We start from the raw sequence: 14,545 nt of genomic DNA, 5'->3' as shown, positions 1-14,545 counted from the left end.
GGGGCCTTGCACGGGCGCTCAGGCAGAGTCTGCGCCCGACAGAGTCGCCTATGACGAACCTCACACAAATGCCAAGAAATTGCAGTGCTTTCGAAAAATTGGGCAAATCACCTTGGGTACGGTGCTGGTGATTCCGCTGCCGACCGAGAGGTTCCCGGCCGATGTCCTTCAATATGGAAGAAATTGCTTTCATCCGGTCCCAGCCGCTGGTCCGAATGGCCACCGTCGCACCGGACGGTCAGCCGGATGTGGTGCCGCTGGCCTGCGAATTCGACGGCCGCGGATTCTGGGTCGGGGGTGTCGGCGAGTCCGTGCTCGCCACCCGGAAATTCCGGAATGTGGCCGCCGGAAACGATCAGGTCGCGCTGGTTTTCGACGATCTGGTCTCTTTCGATCCGTTCGTGCCCCGGTGCCTGCGGGTGTACGGCCGCGCCCGGGGACCGGTGGAGCGCACCGGAATGGTGGGTTCAGGCTTTTTCCTGCGTATCACGCCGACCGTGTCCTGGAGCTGGAACATGGCGGGCGAACCGGCCGGTGCGACCTGGTTCGAGCCGCGCCGGGCCGAGCACGCGGTCGACGACAGCGCGGAAACCGGCGACGGCGCCGAAACGGGCGACGCTCAGCCGAGCGCGTAGAGATCGGCGCCGCGGCGCTCCAGGATGGTGGAACCGACCACCGACAGGGAGATCGGTTCGCCGCGGTAATCGCTGCGCTGCACCGGGATCCGGTCCGTCTGGGCGCCGGTGGCCGGATCCACCACGGCGATGCCGTCGGTCACCGGCATGAGAATCCGACCGGCCATGAGCGCCGGACTGCCCAGTGAATCGGAGGCCGTCCAGACCGGGTCGAAGGTGGTGGCGTTCAACGCGATCAGGCTGTTGCCGGTGAAGACCAGGAAGGCCGAGCCGACCCTGGTGGTCGTGATGTCGTCGGTCAGGGGAGCGGTGAGCCGGTGTGCGGCAACGGGATTGCCGCCCTGGTCGTAGATCGCGAATTCCGGTGCGGAGGTGTCGGTGCCGGGCAGGTACAGCGCGATCCGGTTGTCCGACACCGCGACCACGCGGGCCTTGTCCGATACGGCGCCCGGCTCGGTGAGCACGTGGGAACCGTATTCCTCGGGCACGGTGTTGTCCTTGGGCGCCGGATTCAACACGGTCAGGCGGTCCGCGGCGTCGCCGGGGCAGCGTTCCAGCACCGCCAGCCGGGTAGTACCGGAGACGGCCGACTGCAGCGTGCAGTCGGTGCGCGGCTGGGTGTGCACGTTGATCGGCGCGTCCACATAGCCGTACTCGAGGGTGCGGACCAGGTCCGAGCGCCACACCTCCAGCCGGTCCGAACCCCGGGCCAGCGTGTAGGTGCCGTCGACCGACAGTGTCACCTGCCGGTCCATGTAGCTGCTGCGCGCGGTGCGGCGGGCGCCGGTGTCGGCGGCCAGCAGCGTCGTCTGACTGCAGCCGCGGTCGTCCCGATAGGTCGCGATCACGGTGCCGAACTGGCTTTCCACCCCGCACAGCGGCAGATCGCGCTGATACTTCCAGACCTGCTCACCGGTCTGCGGGTTGCGCCCGGTGACGGTGCCGCCGTCGCCGGTGATCGCGACGCCGCCCGAGGACAGCGCCCGAGCGCTTGCCGCGTCCGGCTGGTGCCACAGCTCGCGCAGCCCCTGGGGGAGGGCGAGCGCGGTGGTGGGCGCGGTGACCGGATGCGCGGCGGGCTCGGACGTGGTGGCGCGGGCGTCGCTGTTCACCCAGACGACCACGGCCGCGATCGCCACGACGACGGCGATCGCGACTGCGGCAAGGATATCGGCGCGCGTCCGCCGCTCAGGTGCGAGCACGTCAGCGAGGGTAGCGGATGGATGCGCCGGAAATAGGAGGTGGGCCGCTCAGGCCGTCGCCGAGACGGACTCGGAGTCGGCGTCCGCCGGGGCGGATCCGTTGTGTCCCTCGCCGGATTCGCCCGCGGGCTTGCGGCGACGCCTGCGGCGGCGGGCCGGCTTGTCCGCCGTGTCGCCGTCGGAGTCGGCCGAGGCGTCGGTGCGGTCGTCCGAACCCGCCGCGGTGTCGTTTCCGGCGTCCGTGGCCGTGTCGGCGGTCCCGGAGTTCTGGGTGTCGTCCGAGTTCGGGCCGTCCGGGGTCTGGGCGTCGTTGCCTTCGCCGGAGCCCTTGCGGCGGCGACGGCGGCGCTTGCGGGCGGGCTTGTCGCCGTCCCCGGCCTCCGAACCGGCCGGTGCCGCAGCGGAATCCGCGGGTTCGGTGTTCGATTCGGTTGCGGCCCCGGTGTCGTCGGTGCCGGCGCTATCGCCTTCGGAGCCGCCCTCGACCGGCCTGCCGCGCACGGTGCGGCGGCGGTTGCGCTTGCGGGGCGTGCGCTGCTCGCGCTCGACCACGACGGCATCCTCGTCCCGAACCGGCTTGCGCCGCAACGTGCCCGTCGCACCCTCGGGGATGCCCAGATCCGAAAACAGGTGGGGGGAGCGCGAATACGTCTCCACCGGCTCCGGAATGCCCAGGCTGAGCGCGGAATCGATACTGGCCCAGCGGGTCAGCTCGTCCCAGTCGACCAGCGTGACCGCCACGCCGGTGCGCCCGGCCCGCCCGGTGCGGCCGATGCGGTGCACATAGGTCTTCTCGTCCTCGGGGCACTGGTAGTTGACGACGTGGGTGACGTCGTCGATGTCGATGCCGCGGGCCGCGACATCGGTGGCGACCAGCACGTCGATCTTGCCCTCGCGGAACTTCTTCAGCGCCTTCTCGCGCGCGATCTGTCCCAGGTCGCCGTGTACGGCGCCGACGGCGAAGCCGCGGTCGGCCAGATCGTCGGCGACCTTCTGCGCGGTGCGCTTGGTGCGGGTGAAGATCATGGTGGCGCCGCGGTTCTCGGCCTGCAGGATCCGCGCGACGAGCTCGCTCTTGTCCAGCGCGTGCGCCCGGTAGACGAACTGCGCGGTGCGGTCGTGCACCGCCGAGTCGTGCGGCTCCTCGGCCCGGATGTGGGTGGGCTTGTGCAGGAAGGTGCGGGCCAGCGTGATGATCGGTCCCGGCATGGTGGCCGAGAACAGCATGGTCTGGCGCTGCTCGGGCACCATCGTCAGGATGCGCTCGATATCGGGCAGGAAGCCCAGGTCGAGCATCTCGTCGGCCTCGTCGAGCACCAGCACCCCGACCTTGCCGAGGATCAGGTGCTGCTGCTCGGCCAGATCGAGCAGGCGTCCGGGGGTGCCGACGACCACGTCGACACCGGAACGCAGCGCCGCGATCTGCGCCTCGTAGGGGCGGCCGCCGTAGATGGAGGCCACCTGCAGCGGGCCGTTGTGGTTGGTCAGGTACTTCCCGGCGTTCTCCAGATCCTTGGTGACCTGGATGCACAGCTCGCGCGTCGGCACGATGACCAGCGCTCGCGGCGTGCCGTCCAGCGCGGTGGTGCCGGAATCGGCGGTGGCAATGCGATGCAGCAGGGGAACGCCGAATCCGAAGGTCTTGCCCATGCCGGTGCGGGCCTGGCCGATGAGGTCCTCACCGCCGAGCGCCAGCGGCAGCGTGAGTTCCTGGATTGCGAAAGTGCGTTCGATTCCGATCTCGCCGAGTGCGCGCACGATTTCCGGGCGCACTCCCAATTCGGCGAATGAAGGGGCAGTGTGGGTGGGGTCGAGTTCGGCCGTCAGCAACGTTTCCGTCAGCCCCGGCTCCTGTTCGACAGTGATCTTGCTCAGGTTCGTGCCTTTCCTCGTGAAATTCGCATCTCGCGCGCACGAGGCGTGGGGCGGACCCTTGCGGTCCGCGACGACCACGTATCCGACTCGTACTCACCTCGACCGCTGCGGGACACCGGGATGGCATCGACCTGGGCGCGGCGCAATGGTGGTGCGGATCTGGTGCGCGCACATTTTCCGTGGGCCACGGCGACCCCTGCCGGTCGCGAATCGATCTCGCAAGGAGGGTGAATTTCCGTTGCCCAGGCAGATTGTAGCGTGATAGCTTCTTCTCTCCGAATTCCGGCTCCCGTAAATGCCTCGCGGTATTAGGCCGGACGCTTCCGCATACCCTCGTTCACTCACCCGTCGTGCCCTGCGGCACAGCACAATTCAGATCTGGCGGCGAATTCGATGCGAGTGCGGGATGCCGGATTTCGCCGCGCGTGGCGGTGGGCAACACCACATACGTGAGACACCGTGTCACGGGATAGGTTGGGCGCGTGAGTTTGGCAGACACCGTGACTACGGCCGCGCGCAACGTATGGGCCCTCACCCTCGGCGACGGCATCGAGGCGCCCGCCCCCACCCCGTCGACGGTGCTGTGCGACGAGCCGCACCGGCAACTGCGGCGATTCGAGCCCGCCGGGGCGGGCAATCATGGCAAGGCGGGCAATGATCCCGACAATGGGACCGACGGGGCCGCGGTGCTGCTCGTCCCGCCGCTGGCCGCCCCCGCCACCTGCTTCGACCTGCGCCCGGATCAGAGCCTGGCGCGCTTCCTGCTCGAGGTCGGCCGCTACCCGTATGTGATCGACTACGGCGAGATCACCTTCGCCGACCGGCGTTTGGGCTTCGAGGACTGGGTCGACGACATCCTGCCCGGGGCCGTCCTGGCGGCCAGCGCCGACCGCGGTGGCGCACCCGTGGATCTCGTCGGTTGGTCGCTGGGCGGCGTGCTGGCGCTGCTCACCGCGGCCGCCGATGCCACCCTGCCGATCCGTTCGATCACCGCCGTCGGCGCGCCGCTCAACTACGACAAGGTGACCGGGGTGCCGCAGGTTCGGGCGATGGCCCGGCTCACCCGCGGCCTGGCCACCTCGACCCTCGTGCGCGCGGCGGGCGGGGTGCCCGCGCCGCTGACCCGGCTGGGCTATCGCGCCACCTCCTGGGAGCGCGAACTGCGCCGCCCGATGTTCATCGCTTCCAACATCACCGACAGCGCGACGCTGGGCCGGATGGAGACCATCGATCGCTTCCAGGCGCAGATGCCCGGCTATCCGGGCCGCCTGTACAACCAGCTGTGGAGCCGGTTCATGCTGGCCAACGACATCGGCAAGGGGGTAGTCAGGCTCGGCGAGCAGGAGATCGCGCTGGCCGACATCACCGCGCCGGTGCTGCTGGTCGGCGGGCCCGACGACGTGATCACGCCCGCCGCGGCCGTCGAATACGGCACCACCACGCTCACCGGCGCGCGTGAGGTGCGCTACGAGACGGCACCCGGCAGCCATCTCGGCATCCTGACCGGGCCGACCGCCCGCGACACCACGTGGACCTACCTCGAGAAGTTTCTGCGGGATCAGTCGTGACCGGTCACACGGTCGCCGCCGCGCCTATTAGGGTGGGGAGTATGGGAGCAAACCCGTCTGCCGCGCTGGGCGTCTCGACCGAAGCCGACGCCCGCATCCCCGCCGACCACCCCGGCGTCCTCGACCTTTTCGCGGTGCTCGCCTACGGCGAGATCTCCGCGTTCTACCGGCTCGCCGAGGAGGCGAAGCTGTCGCCGACGCTGCGCGGCAAGGTGGCCGTGGCCAAGATGGCCGCCGCCGAGATGGAGCATTTCGAGACGCTCGAACAGGCGCTGCGGTCGCGCGGTGTCGACGTCTTCGACGCGATGGCGCCGTTCGTGCGCGCGCTCGATGCCTACCACGCGTCGACCGACCCCTCGACCTGGCTCGAGTCGATGGTGAAGTTCTATGTGGGCGACGGCATCGCCGCCGACTTCTACAACGTGCTGGCCGATGCGCTGGCGCCCGAGGTCGGGACGGTCGTGCACGACGTGCTGGCCGAGACCAGCCACTCCGAGTTCGTCGTGGAGGAGGTCCGCCGCACGGTCGCCGAGAGCCGTTCGGAGCGCGACCGGCTCACGCTGTGGGGGCGGCGGCTGCTGGGCGAGGCGATCACCCAGGCGCAGTACGTGATGGCCCAGCGCGACGAGCTCACCGAACTGGTCCTCATCGCCACCGGCGACCTCAACGGCATCGCCGCCCTGTTCGAGCGCATGCAGGCCAGCCATGCCGAGCGCATGCGCGTACTGGGCCTCGGATAAACGCCCGGACAAAGGTTCGCTGACAGCGCAGCCTGCGCGTAACTCTGCCCGTTCGTCCTGCATTAGCCTGAGCAGGACAGCACCAGGACTCTAGGAGGTTGGCCGTGGAGGTCAAGATCGGTATTTCGGATAGCCCGCGCGAACTCGTCATCACCAGCTCGCAGACCCCGGACGAGGTCGAGGCGCTGGTGTCCGGTGCGCTGGAGGGTAACGGCGGCGTCGTGACGCTGACCGACGAGAAGGGCCGCAAATACCTGATCCAGGCCGCCAAGGTCGCCTACGTGGAGATCGGCACGTCGACCAGCGGTCGCGTGGGTTTCGCGGCGGTGTAGTTCGCGCCGAGCGGTAAGCGAAAAGCCCACCCGCGGAACCGGGTGGGCTTTCTTTTTTCTCACTCGTGGGGATGCAGGGGCACCCGGGACAGGCCGCCCCAGCACAGGGCGACGGTGGTGTCGACCGCCTCCTCCTTCGGGATGGGGCGGTCGGCCTCCAGCCAGTAGCGGGCGGTGATCTGGCTGGCGCCGACCAGGCCCACGGCGAGGATCCGAGCGCGGTAGGGGTCCAGGCCCGAGTCGTGCGCGACGAGATCGAAGACCGCGTCCACGCAGGCCTCGGTGGCCTGCTCCACCCGGCGCTGCACCTGCGGCTCGCTGGTCAGGTCGGATTCGAAGACCAGCCGGAAACCCTGGGTCTCGTGGTCGACGAAATCGAAGTACGCGGCGACGGCCGCGCGCACGCGCTGGCGGTTGTCGGTGGTGGAGCGCAGCGCCTGGCGCACGCTGGACACCAGCACGTCGGTGTAGTTCTGCAGCACCGCCAGATAGAGTTCCAGCTTGCTCGAGAAGTGCTGGTACAGCACGGGTTTGGAAACTCCGGCGCACTGCGAGATCTCGTCCATGCCGGACGCGTGGTAACCGCGTAGCACGAAGACCTCGCCGGCAGCGGTCAGCAGCTGTGCGCGGCGTGCCTCACGGGGCAGGCGGGTTCCGCGCTTGCTCGGCGCCATGGCCTCGGACGACAATCGTGACGACGTCATCCGGTCCACGAGGTCTGTCATTTCGGCTCTCCCAATCGATTCCCGGCGATGAATGGATGTGCACGGGTATCCCACGAACGATACTCGTTCCCGAGACGACATGCCGATCCCGGCACCTATTGGCAACCTGCCAGTAACTGGCGGTCGAGAGCAATCTCGCACAGTCGTGAGAAATATCGCAACCCCAGGCGGCCCGAGTTAGGTCGGGCAGTGCCCTCGGGCCGGTTGTGAGACTCTGGATAAGTGACCGACGAACGGGGCAGATCGAACGGCGGGCGAGAATCCCGCCGCCTCGTGAGTGCCTTCTCGTCGCGAGGCAGCGGTTACGGCGCCAGGCGCCGGGCCACGGGCGACCCCGAGATCTACGATCCGCTCGGCCTCTACACCGAGCCCGGACGCCGTCCCGAAAGCACCGGCGACTACCCCGAAAGCACTGGCAACGGCCATCTTCCGGACTCCGTCCCCGGCGGGATCGACCGCTCGCGTCGGCCCCTGCGGGCCTCCTGGGACCCCACCGCCACGGGCGACGAGCGATCACGGGGCCGACCTGAGCGCGACACCGGGAAACAGAGCGCCCTGGGCCGGTTCGTGTCGACCTACGGCTGGCGGGCCTACGCGCTTCCGGTCCTGTTCGTGATCACCGTGCTGGTGGTCGTGGACGCCGTCAAGGGGGGTGGCGATCCGGACGGTGCGGGCGCCCCCGGGCTGGGCCGTCTCAGCCAGCACACCGACAAGGCGGGCATCATCGGCGCACCGCCCACGGGCGACGGCAAGTTCGCCGGTGACGTGCCGAGCGGGGCGCTGCCCGCCGGTGGCCTGTTCGCCGAGGCCGGTACGGGCAACTGGCACCTGGTGCGCGGCACCTCGGCGCAGATCGGCGCGGCACAGGGACACCTGTTCAACTACACGGTCGAGGTCGAGGACGGCGTGGACACCTCCGCGCTGGGCGGCGACGACGCGGTCGCGAAGATGGTCGAGGCGACCCTGTCCAATCCCAAGAGCTGGACCCACGATCCCAAATTCGGCTTCCGCCGGATCGACTCCGGCGACCCCGACTTCCGGATCTCGCTGACCTCCCGCCAGACCACCAAGACCGCCTGCGGATTCGATATTCCGATCGACTCCTCTTGCTACAACGCCGATCTCGGCCGGGTGGTGCTGTCGGAGGTGCGGTGGGTGCGCGGTGCCCCGGCATTCGAGGGCGATATCGGTTCGTATCGCCAATACCAGATCAATCACGAGGTCGGGCACGCCATCGGCTACCACGAGCACCAGCCGTGCGAGAGCGACGGCGGCCTGGCGCCGGTGATGATGCAGCAGACCTTCGGCACCCGCAACAACGACATCGCGGCCCTCGACCCGCAGGGCGTGGTGCCGATGGACGGCAAGAAGTGCCGGTTCAACCCCTGGCCCTACCCGCGCGGCTGATTGCCCGCCCGGTGCGGCACGATGGTCGGGGAAGAACGGCCCGAGTCGCGGTGTTGCACACAGATGCGTTGCCGTCACGGAGCGCAGCGCGATCGGCAATTCGATTCGAGGAGTCTGAGGACGTGTCAGCAGCACAATCCCTGCCGCCACTGGTCGAACCGGCCGCCGAGCTGACCCGGGACGAGGTCGCTCGGTACAGCCGGCATCTGATCATTCCGGATCTCGGCGTGGACGGGCAGAAACGGCTGAAGAACGCCAAGGTGCTGGTGATCGGCGCGGGCGGCCTGGGCTCGCCCGCCCTGCTGTATCTGGCCGCGGCCGGAGTGGGCACGCTGGGCATCGTGGAGTTCGACGAGGTCGATGCGTCGAACCTGCAGCGGCAGATCATTCACGGCGAGTCCGATATCGGGCGCAGCAAGGCCGACAGCGCGCGGGACTCGATCCTGGAGATCAATTCCGGAATCGACGTGCGGCTGCACAAGATTCGGCTGGAGCCGGACAACGCGGTCGAGCTGTTCTCCGAATACGACCTGATCGTGGACGGCACCGACAATTTCGCGACCCGGTACCTGGTCAACGATGCGGCGGTGCTCGCGGGCAAACCGTACGTGTGGGGCTCGATCTACCGGTTCGAGGGCCAGGTGTCGGTGTTCTGGGAGGACGCACCGGACGGGCGGGGCATCAACTACCGCGACCTGTATCCCGAGGCCCCGCCGCCGGGCATGGTGCCCTCCTGCGCCGAGGGCGGCGTGCTGGGCGTGCTGTGCGCCTCGATCGGATCGGTGATGGTGACCGAGGCGATCAAGCTGATCACCGGCATCGGCGAGACGCTGCTGGGCCGGCTGATGGTGTACGACGCACTGGATATGAACTACCGGACCATCAAGCTGCGCCGCGATCCGGAGCGGCAGCCGATCACCGAGCTGATCGACTACGAGGCGTTCTGCGGTGTGGTGTCCGAGGAGGGCCAGTCCGCGGCGCTCGGTTCGACCGTCACCGCGCGCGAGCTGAAGGACATGCTCGACGCGGGCAAGGACGTCGCGATCGTGGACGTGCGCGAGCCCGTGGAGTGGGACATCGTGCGCATCGACGGCGCGACGCTGGTTCCGAAGGACCGCATCCTGTCCGGCGAGGCGCTGGCGGACCTGCCGCAGAACCGCCCGATCGTGCTGCACTGCAAGACGGGTGTGCGCTCGGCCGAGGCATTGGCGGCGCTGAAGAACGCCGGATTCTCCGACGCCGTGCACCTGCAGGGCGGAATCATCGCCTGGGCCAACCAGATCGACCCCTCCCTCCCGGTCTACTGACTCCCGCGCGGGGGGTGGGTTTTCGCAACGGATCGGTCCGTTTGTGGGGACCGATCCCCCCGGTGGCCGACTAACATCCTCTCGAAAGCGTGCAAAGGGTGTAGATCCGGCGCGGGCTCCGCGGGCGTGGCGAGCGGGAGCAGGCCCGCGTCGGGTGCGGGAGCTGGAGGTTCGATGCTGATAGCCACATCGGCGCGGCTTCCGTGGTGGACAACGGTCCGGGAGTACGGTACGGCCGTGACGTCTGTGGAACCTCCCGAACATGTGCGGGCCACGTTCGGGCTTCGCGAGGTGACCCCGGTCGCGCTGGGCGATTGGGACGGCGGATGGCGCTGCGGTGACGTGGTGCTGTCGCCGGTCGCCGACCATGCCCGCGCCGCGTGGTCGGCCAAGGTGCGCGAGGGGCTGCAGGTGGACGGGTTGCGGCTGGCGCGGCCCGTGCGCGGGACCGACGGCCGCTACGTCGTATCCGGTTGGCGCGCGGACACATTCCTGGAGGGCACGCCCGAGCCGCGGCACGACGAGGTGGTGTCGGTATCGCTGCGACTACATCAGGCGACGGCGAAGCTCGAGCGCCCGCGGTTCCTGGTGCAGCAGCCGATCGCGCCGTGGGTCGACGTCGACGTATTCGTCGCCGCCGACCGCGCCGCCTGGGAGCCGGTGCCGCTGCGCAGCCTGAAGCTGGGCGGCATGCTCCCGTCCACCTCGCCGGACGGGAAGCGCAGCCTCGAAATGCTCACGCAGCTGGCCACTTTCCGCAAACCCGTGCAGACCCCGTCCCAGCTGGTGCACGGCGACCTGTTCGGCACCGTTCTCTTCTCCGGCACCTTCACCCCCGGCCTCACCGATATCACCCCCTACTGGCGCCCGGCCCCCTGGGCCGCCGGGGTGGTAGTGGTCGACGCCCTCTCCTGGGGAGGCGCCGACGACGGCCTACTATCCCGCTGGGCCGACCTCCCGGAATGGCCCCAAATGATCCTGCGCGCGGTCATGTTCCGCCTGGCCGTCCACGCCCTGCACCCCCGCTCCACCCCGGAAGCCTTCCCGGGCCTGGCCCGCACCGCCGACATGGTCCGCATGAAACTCTGACCCCCCCGCCCCCAAGTCCGAGTGATTTGTCTTTTTCTTTGGCTTTCACCCACCGCAACAACTGATTTCGCAAGCACATGGGTAACTCACCGGGTACGCCCAGAACCCGACCACATCGCCACCCGGCGGCCCGCAACGTAACTTCCGTGGCACTCACTGGTGCGCAAAAACCCGGAGAGGCGGGGGAGCGGGGGAGCACGGTCGCCGGCGGCAGGGGGGACGACGGCGACCGTGCCCGGGGGATCCGGCTTGGTCAGGGCCGGATCGGTCGGTGGCAGAACAGGTTCGACGGCATAGCGGTTCAGCGGCACAGAAGATCATGCTCTGCTAGATCATCTGCGCTGGGCCGCACGGCGTTACACGTCGGCGTAGGCCAGTGACGGCGCGCGGCTCACCGCGAACGATGAGCGCAGGTAGAACCACCAGGTCACCGCGCCCATCGCGAGGAAAGCCACGGCGTAGGCCCAGAAGGCCGGTGACATGCTGCCGAAGTGGTTGTTGGACAGGCGAAGTGCCTGCTGCAGCAGCCAGCCGCCGGAGGCTCCGACCGCGCCGATCACGCCGATCGCCGCGCCCGCCTGCCGCTTCGCCGAGATCAGGGCCGAGGCGGGGTCCTCGCCCGCCTCGCTGGCCCGGCGCTTGGATTCGGCGATGAAGATCGACGGGATCATCCGGTAGGTCGACCCGTTGCCGATACCGGTCAGCACGAACAGCAGCAGGAACGAGATCAGGTACAGCGGAAAGCTTTTCGCCGACAGCGACGCCATGATCAGCACGGTCGCCACCGCCATGCCGCCGAAGACGAACAGCGTGATGCGGGCGCCGGTCAGCCGGTCGGAGATCCAGCCGCCGAACGGGCGGCTGAACGACCCGACGAATGCGCCGAGGAAGGCGAGATTGCCGAGCGTGCCCATCCAGCCGATCTTCGCCAGGTCCGGGAAGTTGGCCTTCAGCAGCGTCGGGAAGGCGAAGGAGAAGCCGATGAACGAGCCGAAGGTGCCGATGTAGAGGAAGGCCATGACCCAGGTGTGCCGATTCGCCATGGCGAGCCGGTAGGACCGGCCGTCGGACTTGGCGGAGCCGATGCTGTCCATGTAGCGCAGCGCGCCGAACATCGCGGCGAGGATGAACGGCACCCAGACGAGCACCGCGAGCGTGATGCCGAACCGATAGCCGCCCGGATCCTTCGCCATGAGGTGGGTGCCGAGGGTGATGATCAGCGGCACGATCAGCTGGGTCTGTGCCACGCCCATATTTCCGCCCGCGGCGTTGATGCCCAGTGCGGCACCCTTTTTGCCCTCGGGGAAGAAGAAGTTGATATTGGCCATGGACGAGGAGAAGTTGCCGCCGCCGACGCCGGCCAGCGCGGCGAGGACCAGGAACACCCACATCGGCGTGTCCGGCTGGTTGATGAAGTACGCCACTCCCAGCGTGGGCGCGAGCAGCATCCCGGCGCTGAAGACGGTGAAGGCGCGACCGCCGAACTTGGGGATCGCGAAGGTGTAGGGCACCCGCAGCACCGAGCCGACCAGCGTCGGGGTGGAGGTGAGCAGCAGCGCGTTGCTCACGGCCACCGGATTGCCCCGGCCCAGGCCGTCGAGGAACTCGAAACCCGCTGCGCCCATGGCGACCACGATCGCGCGATGCAGTTCCACATCGGCCTCGATGGCGCCGGGGTTGTTCTCGTCCCACGCCTGGCGGCGCTCCTCGAGCAAGCGCAGCAGGTTGGCGATGTCGGCATCGTCGCGGCGCTGCGCCGCCAGCCGCGCGGCCTGGGTGTCGAGGGCCTGGCGCAGTTCGAGGATGTCGCGCTCGACGGCGTCGGCGAAGTACTTGGCCAGCGTGCCGCCGAGGTCGGACGTCGCGATCACGTAGGTGCCGGAGCCCTGGCGGCGCTCCAGCATGCCGGCATGCACGAGTGCCTGCACGGCCTCACGGACGGTATTGCGGCCGGTGCCGGTGAGTTCGGTCAGCTCCGGTTCCGTGGGGATACGGGAGCCGACGGGCCAACGGCCGGAACGGATTTCGGCACGCAGCTGCTCGGTGACCTGAGCTATGAGGCTGGTGCGACGGACGGGTTGCACGCAGAACAGAGTACCCCGTATCACATTCCTTGCATCCCATCATCCAATCATCCTATGATTTTTCGGTGACAGTAACCGTCGAGCAGACCAGCACCGAGGTGCGACAGCGCCGCCGCTCCCTGATCGAGGGGCGACTGCTCGTCCTCGCCGCCATCCTCATGTCGGCGTTCACGCTGCGTCTCGCGGTTACCGCATTCACCCCGCTGGCCGAGCGGATCGGCGCCGATATCGGATATTCGACCGCGGTGGTCGGCGTGTTCGGCATGATCCCGACCGCCATGTTCGCCTTCGCGGGCGTGCTCACCCCGATCTTCGTGCGGCGGCTGGGCCTCGAGCGCACCGCGCTGGTGGCGATGCTGATGGCCGGTGTCGGCCAGCTCGCGCGCGCCGCGGTGCCCGATACCTGGGAGCTGCTGCTGCTCTCGGCGCTGGCGCTGGCCGGTATGGGTATCGGCAACGTGGTGATCCCGCCGCTGGTCAAGCGGTACTTCGCCGATCACCTGGCGGTCCTGAGCTCGCTGTACATCACGATGGTGCAGCTGGGCACCGTGCTCCCGGCGCTGATCGCGGTGCCGGTGGCCGAGGCCGCGGGCTGGCGGGTGTCGCTGGGGCTGTGGTCGCTGCTGGGCTTCGCCGCCGCGCTGCCGTGGCTGGGTGTGCTGCGCGATCGCCGCGGGCGCGACGCGAAGGACACGACGGCGCTGCCGCCGCAGCACGGCGCGGCCGAGGGCAAGGTGTGGCGCTCGCCGGTGGCGTGGGGGATGGCCGGGATGTTCGGCATGACCTCGCTGACCACCTACGCCATGTTCACCTGGCTGCCCAAGATCCTGGCCGACGACGGCGCGTCGGCGGCGTTCGGCGGCACGATGGTCGGCGTCTTCTCGTTCGTGGGCCTGGTCGCGGCGCTGACGGCGCCGAGCGTGACCGCGCGCGTGCGCAACCCGTTCCCCATCGTGATCGGTTGTGCCATAGCCTTTTTCGTGGCCTTCGCCGGGCTGCTGACGGCGCCGATGAGCGCGCCGTGGCTGTGGGTGATCCTGCTGGGACTGGGTCCGAGCACGTTCCCGATGGCGCTGACGCTGATCAACCTGCGCACCCGCACCCAGGCCGGATCGGCGGCGCTGTCCGGGTTCACCCAGGGCGTCGGCTACACGGTGGCGTGCGTGGGCCCGCTGCTGTTCGGCGTGCTGCACGACCTGACCGGTGGCTGGGGCGCGCCGTTCGCGCTGCTGGTGGTCGCCGTGCTGGTGCTGCTGGCCGGGGCGTGGCAGGCGTGCAAGCCGCGGATGCTGGAGGACACGTGGCGGTGAATTCACCGTAGGACTTGCCGACCGGTGAGGTGTGGGCCAATATGTTGGCCATCGGCAAGCGAGTGTGTGCCAGCACACTCGCCGCCGCTGCCCTCACCGGTCGGATATTCGGCAGTGGGCGATTCTTGACGCGCGGAAACCGTTGTGTCACATGCGCGAAACATTCACCCGGTTCTCACGGGCCTGCTCGGGTAATCGTGAGCAACCGTTGATTTGACGGTCATTTCGCGCAGCATCGGCGCAATACCCGTTTCCTACCTTGGGGCCATCC

At 68.7% G+C, this 14,545-nt stretch carries 12 protein-coding genes; 8 read left to right on the top strand and 4 right to left on the bottom strand.

Annotation, left to right across the window (positions count from 1 at the left end):
- The first annotated feature begins 161 nt into the window (after positions 1 to 161).
- Positions 162 to 635, top strand: coding sequence for a PPOX class F420-dependent oxidoreductase (locus tag NM1_RS01110; protein ID WP_068012742.1), 474 nt, complete (start codon positions 162 to 164; stop codon positions 633 to 635).
- On the opposite strand, the gene NM1_RS01105 is transcribed toward NM1_RS01110, so the two are convergent.
- Together NM1_RS01105 and NM1_RS01100 are read right to left on the bottom strand one after the other, a co-directional pair.
- The gene (locus NM1_RS01105; protein ID WP_068012740.1) at positions 620 to 1,837 is read right to left on the bottom strand and encodes an Rv3212 family protein; all 1,218 of its coding nucleotides are present in this window, start codon (positions 1,835 to 1,837) and stop codon (positions 620 to 622) included. The two genes, NM1_RS01110 and NM1_RS01105, sit on opposite strands and share 16 nt — an antisense overlap.
- Positions 1,838 to 1,885: 48 nt before the next feature.
- Positions 1,886 to 3,679: a DEAD/DEAH box helicase gene (locus NM1_RS01100; protein WP_068012848.1), complete on the bottom strand. Its 1,794-nt coding sequence runs from the start codon at positions 3,677 to 3,679 to the stop codon at positions 1,886 to 1,888.
- Between the two features lie 515 nt (positions 3,680 to 4,194).
- Here NM1_RS01100 and NM1_RS01095 point away from each other — a divergent pair.
- The 3 genes from NM1_RS01095 (at position 4,195) to NM1_RS01085 (ending at position 6,352) form a co-directional block, all read left to right on the top strand.
- Positions 4,195 to 5,280: an alpha/beta fold hydrolase gene (locus NM1_RS01095; RefSeq protein WP_068012738.1), complete on the top strand. Its 1,086-nt coding sequence runs from the start codon at positions 4,195 to 4,197 to the stop codon at positions 5,278 to 5,280.
- A 41-nt stretch (positions 5,281 to 5,321) separates the two neighbouring features.
- The gene (locus NM1_RS01090) at positions 5,322 to 6,020 is read left to right on the top strand and encodes a ferritin-like fold-containing protein (RefSeq protein WP_068012737.1); all 699 of its coding nucleotides are present in this window, start codon (positions 5,322 to 5,324) and stop codon (positions 6,018 to 6,020) included.
- Positions 6,021 to 6,124: 104 nt separating this feature from the next.
- The gene (locus NM1_RS01085; RefSeq protein ID WP_068012734.1) at positions 6,125 to 6,352 is read left to right on the top strand and encodes a DUF3107 domain-containing protein; all 228 of its coding nucleotides are present in this window, start codon (positions 6,125 to 6,127) and stop codon (positions 6,350 to 6,352) included.
- 59 nt (positions 6,353 to 6,411) lie between these two features.
- Here the strand turns inward: NM1_RS01085 and fasR are convergent, their stop codons facing one another.
- Positions 6,412 to 7,077 carry an HTH-type transcriptional activator FasR gene (gene fasR, locus NM1_RS01080; RefSeq protein WP_068012732.1) on the bottom strand — a complete coding sequence of 222 codons (666 nt, stop codon included), beginning with the start codon at positions 7,075 to 7,077 and terminating at the stop codon, positions 6,412 to 6,414.
- A 339-nt stretch (positions 7,078 to 7,416) separates the two neighbouring features.
- Here fasR and NM1_RS01075 point away from each other — a divergent pair, with 339 nt between their 5' ends.
- From NM1_RS01075 to NM1_RS01065, 3 genes are all read left to right on the top strand, one after another.
- Positions 7,417 to 8,484 carry a DUF3152 domain-containing protein gene (locus NM1_RS01075; protein ID WP_084519039.1) on the top strand — a complete coding sequence of 356 codons (1,068 nt, stop codon included), beginning with the start codon at positions 7,417 to 7,419 and terminating at the stop codon, positions 8,482 to 8,484.
- Between the two features lie 122 nt (positions 8,485 to 8,606).
- Positions 8,607 to 9,791 (top strand): adenylyltransferase/sulfurtransferase MoeZ, encoded by a 1,185-nt coding sequence (gene moeZ, locus NM1_RS01070; protein WP_068012728.1) that lies wholly within the window; start codon positions 8,607 to 8,609, stop codon positions 9,789 to 9,791.
- 237 nt (positions 9,792 to 10,028) lie between these two features.
- Positions 10,029 to 10,880, top strand: a complete 852-nt coding sequence (locus NM1_RS01065; protein WP_068012726.1) for a TIGR02569 family protein — start codon at positions 10,029 to 10,031, stop codon at positions 10,878 to 10,880.
- Positions 10,881 to 11,236: 356 nt separating this feature from the next.
- Here NM1_RS01065 and NM1_RS01060 read toward each other — a convergent pair whose 3' ends face one another.
- Positions 11,237 to 12,964, bottom strand: a complete 1,728-nt coding sequence (locus NM1_RS01060; protein ID WP_169814177.1) for an MFS transporter — start codon at positions 12,962 to 12,964, stop codon at positions 11,237 to 11,239.
- 158 nt (positions 12,965 to 13,122) lie between these two features.
- Here NM1_RS01060 and NM1_RS01055 point away from each other — a divergent pair, with 158 nt between their 5' ends.
- Positions 13,123 to 14,274, top strand: a complete 1,152-nt coding sequence (locus NM1_RS01055; RefSeq protein ID WP_068012846.1) for an MFS transporter — start codon at positions 13,123 to 13,125, stop codon at positions 14,272 to 14,274.
- Positions 14,275 to 14,545 lie beyond the last annotated feature (271 nt).

Source organism: Nocardia mexicana NBRC 108244, from assembly GCF_001613165.1.
Classification (GTDB): domain Bacteria; phylum Actinomycetota; class Actinomycetes; order Mycobacteriales; family Mycobacteriaceae; genus Nocardia; species Nocardia mexicana.
The sequence above is the reverse complement of the archived record's forward strand: the minus strand, read 5'-3'. Positions and strand labels throughout refer to the sequence as shown.